We start from the raw sequence: 10,579 nt of genomic DNA, 5'->3' as shown, positions 1-10,579 counted from the left end.
TCCCCCCCCCCCCCCCCCCCCCCCCCCCCCCCCCCCCCCCCCCCCCCCCCCCCCCCCCCCCCCCCCCCCCCCCCCCCCCCCCCCCCCCCCCGCGGCGTACCCGGCGCCGGACGATGCCGCCCCGGTGGTGCGACGCCCGTGCGCGACGGCCCGCGGACCGCTTCAGCCCTGGACGGCGGAGGGGTCCATCCAGATGACCTCCCACAGGTGGTGGTCCGGGTCCTGGAACGAGCGGCCGTACATCGTGCCGTAGTCCTGCGGGTCGCTGGCGGCGGAGCCACCGGACGCCAGCGCGGCGTCGCAGAGCTGGTCGACCCGCTCACGGCTGTCGGCGCTGAGCGCGAAGATCGCCTCGGTGGTGCGGGACGCGTCCGCGATCTCCTTCTTCGTGAAGTCCTTGAAGCGCGGCTCGGTGAGCAGCATCACGAAGATGGTGTCGCTGACCACCAGGCACGCGGTCTTGTCGTCGCTGAACTGCTCGTTGAAGGAGTAGCCCAGCTTGCTCCAGAAGGTCTTCGACGTCTCGAGGTCCTTCACCGGCAGGTTCACGAAGATCATCTGGGGCATGTCGTCATCTCTTCTCTCGTCGGTGTGGCGCTTTCGAAGGGGTAGACCGAGGGGCCCGGCGAAACTCATCGCTCCCGCCGAACATCCTCGAAAAAAATTTCGCCCCGCTCCGTCCCGTCCGCCACCCCAGGCGCCCGGAGCGCAGGGGCCACCCCCGACCCCCGCTCACCCCTCCGGCCCCGCGTTGCGGGGTGCCCGGCACCGGCCTGGCGTCGGCGCCATGAGCCCCGCCGGCACGGCGTGCCGGACCGGCACACTCGGTCGATCACGGTCGGGTGCGAGCAGGAGCGCGGCGGGCGCGAGGTCGGCCAGTCCAGCACCGGCGACCGGCAGGCCCCGGTGAGCCGGACGGTGGACGTGCCGCCCGAGCGGGTGACCGAGACCCTCACCGACCCGGAGGTACGCCGCCGGTGGCTGATGGAGGGCGGGTTCACCCTGGGCAATCACCGGCCGGGCAAGTCGCTCACGGCGGACCGGGACGCGGACAGCAGCCGCATCGCCGTCACCCCCACCCCCACGGGCGGGGCGGGGACCCGGATCGGACTGGGCCGCACCCGGCTCCCCGACGCGGACGCGGACGCGGTGAAGGCGTACAAGGTGTTCTGGAAGGAGCGCCTCACCGAACTCAGGGAGCTGCTGGAGGGGTGGACCGGCGCGGACCGTCGCCCGACGCTTCCCCTTCACTGCTTGTTGATGCACCGTCAATCCAGGGCTTCTAGGTTCCCGAAGCGCTCGACCCCGCCGCCCCGCCCGGTGCGGCCGGTCTGGTCACGAACCTCCTGGAGTGACAAGTGGAACGTCGCAGTTTCCTGCGTGGAGCGGTCATCGGCGGCACCGCCGCCGCCTTCGGTGGCACCCTCATGCGAGGTGCGGCCTACGCGGCGCCCGCCCAGCCGGGCCCCGGCCCGTACGGAGCCCTCGGCGCCGCGGACGCCAACGGCATCCACCTGCCCAGCGGCTTCACCAGCCGCGTGATCGCCCGCTCGGGGCAGAGGGTCGGATCCACCTCGTACACCTGGCACAACGCTCCGGACGGCGGCGCCTGTTTCGTGGACGGCACGGGCTGGATCTACGTCTCGAACTCGGAGATCAACCCGGGCGGAGGCGCGAGCGCCGTCAGATTCTCCTCGACGGGCGCGATCACCGGCGCGTACCGCATCCTGTCCAACACCCGAACCAATTGCGCGGGCGGCAAGACCCCGTGGAACACCTGGCTGTCCTGCGAGGAGGTCAGCCTCGGGTACGTGTACGAGACCGATCCCTACGGCGCGAACGCCGCCGTCCGCCGGGACGCCATGGGCCGCTTCAAGCACGAGGCCGCCGCCGCCGACCCCGTCCGCAAGGTGATCTACCTGACCGAGGACGAGTCCAACGGCTGCCTGTACCGCTTCATCCCCACCACCTGGGGCAACCTCTCCTCCGGCACGCTCCAGGTGCTGAGGGCCGGCACCGCCACCTCCGGCAGCTTCACCTGGGCGACCGTGCCGGACCCGGACGGCTCGCCCACCTACACCCGTGACCAGGTCTCGGGCGCCAAGCGGTTCAACGGCGGCGAGGGCTGCCACTACGCCAACGACACCGTCTGGTTCACCACCAAGGGCGACAACCGCCTGTGGCAGCTGAACCTGGCGAACAACACCTACGAGCTCGCCTACGACGACTCCCTGGTGACCGGCGGCACCGCCCCGCTGACCGGGGTGGACAACGTCACCGGCTCGTCCTCCGGCGACCTGTTCGTCGCGGAGGACGGCGGCAACATGGAGATCTGCGTCATCACGCCGGACGACGTGGTGGCCCCCTTCCTGCGGATCACCGGCCAGTCCGGCTCGGAGATCTGCGGCCCGGCCTTCTCGCCGGACGGCAAGCGGCTGTACTTCTCCAGCCAGCGCGGCACGACGGGCAGTTCCTCGGGCGGCATCACCTACGAGGTGACGGGGCCGTTCCGCGCGTAACGCCGACGCTGCGGCTGCTGCCGCCCGGGCTGGGCGCCGCCCCCGTGGAGGAGGGCGGCGCCCAGTGGCGTCAGCGTGTGCAGCACGGAGCTGCCCTGGCGGAGGGTCACCACGAGGCCCGCGTCCCGCAGCACGCCCGCGTGCTGGCTGGCGGAGGCGAGGGAGACGCCCGCGCGGCGGGCCAGCTCGCTCGTCGTCCCGCCCTGGCCTATGGCCTTGAGCACGGCGCACCGGGTGTGCCCGACGAGCCGGCCGAGCGGGGACGCCCCGGGCTCGCAGGGGCCCGAGACGGGCGCGTCCGTGTGCGTGACCGGGTAGACCAGGACGGGCGGCAGGTCGGGGTCGCGCAGGACGACCGGGGTGCCCCGGCAGAAGTACGAGGGCTGGAGCAGCAGGCCCCGCCCGTCCAGCCGCAGCTCGCGGTCGACGGGGTAGTCGGCCTCCAGCACGGGCGCGCGCCAGCGCAGCACCGGCGGCAGGGAGGCGAGGAGTTCGTCGGCCCCGCCGTCGAGGAGAGCGCGGCCGCGTACGGCACGGTCGGCCTCGACGCGGGCCGAGATGTGCGACCAGTACGGCTCGATGGCGGCCCGGTGGTAGCCGCGCAGCGCCCCGATGAGCCGGCCGAACGGCTCCTGGCGCCCTTCGGCGAGGTCCCGCGCCCATCCGGGCAGCGGGGCCGAGCCGGGCCGTGAGGCGGCCAGCAGGGCGAGCTCGGTGTGGACGCGGGCGGGCGGCGTGGCCCGTACCGCCTGGAGGCCCGCGTCGAGGCCGTCCAGGCCCTGGGGAGGGGTCAGGAAATCCGGGAAATAGCCCCGCGTCGGGACGAGGGCGCCGAGCAGTCGCGTTTCGCCGTTCAGCCGCGCCCGTGATTCCGAACGCCATGCTCCGTAGACGAGCGCTCCGCGCCGGTCCCGCAACCTGTGAAAGCTGAGAATCGTTTCCCACAACGCATCCGGCCGGGCGGCCATCCGGACCCCGGCAAGGTCGTCCCCGGTGAAATGAATACGCAGCACTGAACCCACCCCTGTTGCATCCGCAATCACCCCCCGCCAATGAGTATGCATGCCATCACACGCCGTCACCACGGCATTTCAGCCACACTTGAAACGCATCGCGGAGACAGGGGGTGAACCGAAAAGCTGTACGCCGTCGGGCAGGAAACCTTCAGGACCGAGGTGACGTGGTGAAGACCGTGGGGGGCTTCTCGCGTCCGGCGGCGGACCTGAAAGGTTGCGGCTCTCCCGCCCGGCAGGGGTAATGGGGCGCGGTCGGCGGGTGGGGATCCGGTGGCCGCGCTCCGCCCGTTCTTTGCGGGATGAATCACCTGATTCGACCGGACATTGGCCGGTACATTGACCTGACATAAAGGTCCGGTGTTCAACAGCCAAGAATTCAACCGGCCGCAATGCAACAAGAACCCCCACGTCTCCCCTCGGCGGCCTTGCCGGGAAGCGACACGGAATGAATGGCTCCGCCCGTCTCCGGGCTTCCTCCGGCGCGGTCCCCGCACGAGCGACGACAGGGCCCCGCACGAACGCGGTCCCCGCACGAACGACGACGGGGCGGACACCTCCGCACAAGGTGTCCGCCCCGTCTCTCTTGCGGACCGGAGCCGCCGCCGATCGGTGAGGGTCGGGGACCAGCGGCGGCTCCGGTGTCTGGGGGCCGGACCGTCCGGGGCACGGACGGTCCGGCCACGGCTCAGCGGCTGTCGCTCCCACTCGACTGCGCCGCCGCGCGGCCCGCCTCCAGGCGCGCGACCGGGATCCGGAACGGCGAGCAGGAGACGTAGTCCAGGCCCACCTCGTGGAAGAAGTGCACCGACTCCGGGTCACCACCGTGCTCGCCGCAGACGCCGAGCTTGATGTCCGGGCGGGTGGCGCGGCCGGCCTCGACCGCGCTGCGCACCAGCGCGCCCACGCCGTCCTTGTCGATCGTCTCGAACGGGCTGACGCCGAAGATGCCCTTCTCCAGGTACGCGGTGAAGAAGCTGGCCTCCACGTCGTCCCGGGAGAAGCCCCACACCGTCTGGGTGAGGTCGTTGGTGCCGAAGGAGAAGAACTCGGCGCACTCGGCGATCTGACCGGCGGTCACGGCGGCGCGCGGCAGCTCGATCATCGTGCCGAGCGCCAGCTTCAGCTCGACGCCGGTCTCCGCCTGGACCTCGGCGATGACCTGCTCGGCCTCGTCGCGGACCAGCTCCAGCTCCTGGACGGTGCCCACCAGCGGGATCATGATCTCGGCGCGCGGGTCGCCCTTGGCCTCGATGCGCTGGGCGGCGGCCTCGGCGATCGCGCGGACCTGCATGGTGAACAGGCCGGGGATGACCAGGCCGAGGCGTACGCCGCGCAGACCCAGCATCGGGTTCTGCTCGTGCAGCCGGTGGACGGCCTGGAGCAGGCGCAGCTCGTTCTCGTGCGGCTCCTTGCGGGCCTCGGCGAGGGCGACGCGCACCGACAGCTCGGTGATGTCGGGCAGGAACTCGTGCAGCGGCGGGTCCAGCAGGCGGACCGTGACCGGCAGGCCGTCCATCGCCTCGAAGAGCTCGACGAAGTCGTCCTTCTGGAGCGGCAGCAGCGCCTTGAGGGCCTCGTCGCGCTCCGCGTCCGTGTCGGCGAGGATGAGCCGCTCGACGTACTGGCGGCGGTCGCCGAGGAACATGTGCTCGGTGCGGCACAGGCCGATGCCCTGGGCGCCGAAGCGCCGCGCCCGCGAGGCGTCCTCGGCGTTGTCGGCGTTGGCCCGTACGCGCAGCCGGCGTACCCGGTCCGCGTACGCCATGATCCGGTGCACGGCCTGGACCAGCTCGTCGGCGTCGTCGGCACCGGCGTGCATACGGCCCTCGAAGTACTCGACGACCGGCGACGGCACGACGGGGACCTCACCGAGGTACACCTTGCCGGTGGAGCCGTCGATGGAGACGACGTCGCCCTCCTCGACGACGTGCCCGCCGGGCACGGTCATCCGGCGGCGCTTGGTGTCGACCTCCAGCTCCTCCGCGCCGCAGACACAGGTCTTGCCCATGCCGCGCGCGACGACGGCCGCGTGGGAGGTCTTGCCGCCGCGCGAGGTCAGGATGCCCTCGGCGGCGATCATGCCGTCCAGGTCGTCCGGGTTGGTCTCGCGGCGGATCAGGATGACCTTCTCGCCGGACCGGGACCACTTGACGGCGGTGTACGAGTCGAAGACGGCCTTGCCGACGGCGGCGCCCGGCGAGGCGGCGATGCCGCGCCCGACCTGCTCGACCGCGGCCTTCTCGTCGAAGCGCGGGAACATGAGCTGGGCGAGCTGGGCGCCGTTGACGCGCTGGAGGGCCTCGGCCTCGTCGATCAGGCCCTGGTCGACGAGCTGGGTGGCGATCCGGAAGGCGGCACCGGCGGTGCGCTTGCCGACGCGGGTCTGGAGCATCCAGAGCTGACCGCGCTCGATGGTGAACTCGATGTCGCAGAGATCCTTGTAGTGGTTCTCCAGCGTCTCCATGATCTGCATGAGCTGGTCGTACGACTTCTTGTCGATCGACTCGAGGTCGGCCAGCGGCACGGTGTTGCGGATACCGGCGACGACGTCCTCGCCCTGCGCGTTCTGCAGGTAGTCGCCGTACACGCCCTGGTGGCCGGAGGCGGGGTCGCGGGTGAAGGCGACACCCGTGCCGGAGTCGGGGCCGAGGTTGCCGAAGACCATGGAGCAGACGTTGACGGCCGTGCCGAGGTCGTGCGGGATGCGCTCCTGGCGGCGGTACAGCTTGGCGCGCTCGCCGTTCCAGGAGTCGAAGACGGCCTTGATGGCCAGGTCCATCTGCTCGCGCGGGTCCTGCGGGAAGTCACGCCCCGCCTCGGCCTTGACGATCTTCTTGAAGTGCTTGACGAGCTTCTTCAGGTCGCCGGCGTCGAGGTCGGTGTCGACGGTGACCTTCTTGGCGGCCTTCGCCTCTTCGAGGGCCTCCTCGAAGAGCTCGCCGTCGACGCCGAGGACGGTCTTGCCGAACATCTGGATCAGGCGGCGGTACGAGTCCCAGGCGAACCGCTCGTCGCCGGCCTGCTTGGCCAGGCCCTCGACGGACTTGTCGGAGAGTCCGATGTTGAGGACGGTGTCCATCATGCCGGGCATGGAGAACTTGGCGCCGGAACGGACGGAGACCAGAAGCGGGTTGTCGGCCTGGCCGAGCTTCTTGCCCATCTTCGTCTCGAGGGCGTCGAGGTGCGCGGTGACCTCGTCCCGCAGCTCGACGGGCTCGTCGCCGCTCTCCAGGTAGACCTTGCAGGCCTCGGTGGTGATGGTGAAACCGGGAGGCACCGGGAGACCCAGGTTGGTCATCTCGGCGAGGTTGGCACCTTTACCGCCGAGCAGGTCCTTCAGGTCCTTGTTGCCCTCGGTGAAGTCGTACACGAACTTCTGATCTTTGTTTTCCGACACGGGTCTCGACTCCTCGAGGACTCGGTGGCTGCCCTGACGGCGAGGAACATACCCAGATCAAAGGCTTCTGGGTACGTACGCCTACCCGTCATACGGCCTTAACCACCCGTCCGCCACCAGATCGAAAGTGACCGAGCGGTAGGTTTTTGGGCCCGACTCCTTCAGCCTCCGAAGCCCGTTTGACTCAAAGCTGGAAGTCTTCGCTCATGTGAGCGCCATGCCAGCCACGTGAGTTCAACTCTTGAACACAAAAAGGGTGGCACTCAGTGCCACCCTTTGAGAAGTGCAGTCGCCATTGCTGCGCTCATCTGAGCGCAACCCCTATCAGGGGTGGCGAGAATCACGCCCTCCCGGAGGGCCGGATTCCAGGATCCGGACGCCGCCGGACCCCCATGCGGACGACCTTGTCGCCCCCCTGACCAGCGTCCGCACCGTCACCCGCCGGACGTGTCCAGTTCCGCGTCCGCGCTGACCGCGGCGCAGTCGTACGGGTCCTTCAGCCACCCGTCCGGCAGCACCACGCGGTTGTTTCCGGACGTCCGCCCCCGCGGCCCGTCCGCGCCCGCCGGCCACGCCTGGTCCAGGTCCAGCTCGCTCAGCTGAGCGCCCAGCTCGTCCAGCGACGACGTCACCGCGAGCCGCTTGCGCATCTCCGAACCGACCGCGAACCCCTTCAGGTACCAGGCCACGTGCTTACGGAAGTCGATGACGCCCCGCGTCTCGTCCCCGATCCACTCCCCCAGCAGGCGAGCGTGCCGCACCATCACGTCCGCCACCTCCCGGAGGGTGGGCGTGGCCGCCGCCCCCGTCCCCTCGAAGGCGGCCACCAGGTCACCGAAGAGCCACGGCCGCCCCAGGCAGCCGCGCCCGACGACCACCCCGTCGCAGCCGGTCTCACGCATCATCCGCAGGGCGTCGTCGGCCGACCAGATGTCGCCGTTGCCGAGCACCGGGATCTCCGGGACGTGCTCCTTGAGCCGGGCGATGGCCTCCCAGTCGGCCGTGCCACCGTAGTGCTGGGCCGCGGTGCGCCCGTGCAGGGCGATGGCCGTCACACCCTCCTCGACCGCGATGCGTCCCGCGTCCAGGAAGGTGATGTGGTCGTCGTCGATGCCCTTGCGCATCTTCATCGTGACCGGGAGGTCACCGGCGTTCGAGACCGCCTCGTTCAGGATCGCCCGCAGCAGCGGCCGCTTGTAGGGCAGCGCGGAACCGCCGCCCTTGCGGGTCACCTTGGGCACCGGGCAGCCGAAGTTCAGGTCGATGTGGTCGGCGAGGTCCTCGTCGACGATCATCCGGACCGCCTTGCCGACGGTCACCGGGTCCACCCCGTACAACTGGATCGACCGGGGCGTCTCCGTCTCGTCGAAGTGGATCAGCTGCATGGTCTTCTCATTGCGCTCGACCAGCGCCCGCGTCGTGATCATCTCGCTCACGAACAGCCCCTTCCCGCCGGAGAACTCACGGCACAGGGTGCGGAAGGGGGCGTTGGTGATGCCGGCCATCGGCGCGAGCACCACCGGCGGCTGCACGGTGTGCGGCCCGATGGCAAGGGGACTGAACGCGGTCATGCCCCCCATTGTCGCCCACGTACCGAGCAGGTCGTTAGTTAGGCGTACTTTGAATGTATGCCGGAGCTCACCCCCCGCCGCCAACGGCTGGTCCTGGCGATCTGCTGCATGAGCCTGCTGATCGTCAGCCTGGACAACACCGTCCTGAACGTCGCCCTCCCCTCCATGCGGCGTGAGCTGGGCGCGGACGTCGCCGGTATGCAGTGGACCATCGACGCCTACACGCTCGTCCTCGCGTCCCTGTTGATGATCGCCGGCTCCACCGCCGACCGGATCGGCCGCCGCAAGGTCTTCATGGCCGGACTGGTCCTCTTCACCCTCGGCTCGGCCCTCTGCTCCCTGGCCCCGAACCTGCCCGCCCTCGTCGCCTTCCGCATGGTCCAGGCCGTGGGCGGTTCGATGCTGAACCCCGTCGCCATGTCGATCATCACCAACACCTTCACCGAGCCGCGCGCGCGTGCCCGCGCCATCGGGGTGTGGGGCGGCGTCGTGGGCATCTCCATGGCGGCGGGCCCCGTGGTGGGCGGGGTGCTGACCGACACCGTCGGCTGGCGCTCCATCTTCTGGCTCAACCTGCCGGTCGGCCTGCTCGCCCTGTTCCTCACCCTCCGGTACGTCCCCGAGTCCCGCGCGCCCCGGCCGCGCCGGGTGGACCCGGTCGGCCAGCTCCTGATCATGATGTTCCTCGGGTGCCTGACGTACGCCATCATCGAAGCGCCCGTCGCCGGCTGGAGGTCGCCGCTGATCATCGGCTTCGCGGCGGCGGCCGTCCTGGCCCTGACCGCATTGCTGCTGTACGAGCCGAGGCGTGCCGATCCGCTGATCGACGTGCGCTTCTTCCGCAGCGCCCCGTTCAGCGGGGCAACCGTCATCGCGGTGTGCTCGTTCGCGGCACTGGCCGGGTTCCTCTTCGTCAACACCCTGTACCTCCAGGACGTGCGGGGGCTGACCGCCCTGCAGGCCGGGGTGTACATGCTGCCGATGGCGGCGCTCACCTTCGTCTGCGCGCCCCTGTCCGGGCGGCTGGTCGGCATCCGGGGCCCGCGTCTGTCCCTGCTCGTCGCGGGCGTGACGATGACGGCCGGCGCGGTGCTGTTCGCCGCCTTCGAGGCGGAAACGTCCACGCCCATGCTCTTCACCGGGTACGTGCTCTTCGGCCTGGGTTTCGGCATGGTCAACGCCCCCATCACCAACACGGCCGTCTCGGGCATGCCCCGCGCCCAGGCGGGCGTCGCCGCCGCGGTCGCCTCGACCAGCCGGCAGATCGGCCAGACGCTGGGCGTCGCGGTCATCGGCGCCGTCCTGGCCGCCGGAGTCGCGCCCGGCGCCCACACCGACGGCTTCGTCGCCGCGAGCCGCCCGGCCTGGTGGGTCGTCGCCGGATGCGGCCTGCTCGTCCTCCTGGTCGGCGCGGCGACCAGCGGCCGGTGGGCCCGGGGCACGGCCGAGCGGACGGCACGCCGCCTGGAGGAGCCCGAAGTGGCGGTACCCCGCTGACCGACGACCCGCAGGCGGCGTTCGGACACGAGGGGCCGTGCAGGGTCGCCCCGCATGGGCCGGCGGCAAGGAGGCGGCTCCCGTGCACGGGACCCGAGGCCGCCGGCCCCGAGGAGGTGAGCCCGGAGGGGCCCCGCCCCACCCACCGCCGCCCGCCGCAGCCCCGCCGACGGCCGGACCGGCAACACCGCCCGCCCCCCTCCCGGCCGTACTGGACCCGTACCGACGGGCCGCCGTGACCCCACCGCGCCCGCACCCCTCGCCCACCGCCGAAGCAAAGGCCCGGGCCACCCGTCGAAGGGTGACCCGGGCCCTGCTACGCGCCGTGCGACATATCGCCGTGCGCGGTCCGGAGGAGGCGACCGCCTGCGGTCAGCTCTCCTGCTGCTCGCCGTCCGCGGCCTGCTCGCCGCCCAGGGCGCGCTCGCGCATCTTGCGGAGCAGCTCCTGCTTCTGGTCGGCGGCGGCCCTGCGGTCGGCCGCGCGGGCAGGGGCGGAGCCCTGCTGGTCGGCGCGGGACAGCTTCTTCCGCTGTCCGCCTACGCCGAGGAGGTTGTTACGGCTCTTGGCCACGGGTTC

The 10,579-nt window shown here is 71.1% G+C and carries 7 protein-coding genes; 2 read left to right on the top strand and 5 right to left on the bottom strand.

Annotated elements, in window-relative coordinates:
* Positions 1 to 162: 162 nt before the first annotated feature.
* The gene (locus tag ACZ6C1_RS13105; RefSeq protein ID WP_469240351.1) at positions 163 to 567 is read right to left on the bottom strand and encodes a VOC family protein; all 405 of its coding nucleotides are present in this window, start codon (positions 565 to 567) and stop codon (positions 163 to 165) included.
* Between the two features lie 791 nt (positions 568 to 1,358).
* On the opposite strand from ACZ6C1_RS13105, the gene ACZ6C1_RS13100 reads away from it, so the two are divergent.
* Positions 1,359 to 2,519, top strand: a complete 1,161-nt coding sequence (locus tag ACZ6C1_RS13100) for a PhoX family protein (RefSeq protein ID WP_469240350.1) — start codon at positions 1,359 to 1,361, stop codon at positions 2,517 to 2,519.
* On the opposite strand, the gene ACZ6C1_RS13095 is transcribed toward ACZ6C1_RS13100, so the two are convergent.
* The 3 genes from ACZ6C1_RS13095 to dusB all read right to left on the bottom strand — a co-directional run bounded on the left by ACZ6C1_RS13095 (position 2,489) and on the right by dusB (position 8,503).
* Positions 2,489 to 3,532 (bottom strand): ArsR/SmtB family transcription factor, encoded by a 1,044-nt coding sequence (locus ACZ6C1_RS13095; protein WP_469240349.1) that lies wholly within the window; start codon positions 3,530 to 3,532, stop codon positions 2,489 to 2,491. The genes ACZ6C1_RS13100 and ACZ6C1_RS13095 overlap by 31 nt on opposite strands.
* A 688-nt stretch (positions 3,533 to 4,220) precedes the next feature.
* Entirely contained in the window at positions 4,221 to 6,932 is a 2,712-nt protein-coding gene (gene ppdK, locus ACZ6C1_RS13090) for a pyruvate, phosphate dikinase (RefSeq protein ID WP_469240348.1), read from the bottom strand.
* A gap of 434 nt (positions 6,933 to 7,366) precedes the next feature.
* On the bottom strand, positions 7,367 to 8,503 hold the full coding sequence (gene dusB, locus ACZ6C1_RS13085) for a tRNA dihydrouridine synthase DusB (RefSeq protein WP_469240347.1): 1,137 nt from the start codon (positions 8,501 to 8,503) through the stop codon (positions 7,367 to 7,369).
* Between the two features lie 57 nt (positions 8,504 to 8,560).
* On the opposite strand from dusB, the gene ACZ6C1_RS13080 reads away from it, so the two are divergent.
* Complete coding sequence (locus ACZ6C1_RS13080) at positions 8,561 to 10,000, top strand: MFS transporter (protein WP_469240346.1); 1,440 nt, start codon at positions 8,561 to 8,563, stop codon at positions 9,998 to 10,000.
* Positions 10,001 to 10,372: 372 nt separating this feature from the next.
* Here ACZ6C1_RS13080 and ACZ6C1_RS13075 read toward each other — a convergent pair whose 3' ends face one another.
* Positions 10,373 to 10,573 carry a DUF6243 family protein gene (locus ACZ6C1_RS13075; protein ID WP_469240345.1) on the bottom strand — a complete coding sequence of 67 codons (201 nt, stop codon included), beginning with the start codon at positions 10,571 to 10,573 and terminating at the stop codon, positions 10,373 to 10,375.
* Positions 10,574 to 10,579: the final 6 nt, after the last annotated feature.

The organism is Streptomyces sp. NPDC041796 (genome assembly GCF_055590785.1).
Note: the sequence above shows the minus strand (reverse complement) of the source record. Positions and strands in the feature narration are given on the sequence as shown.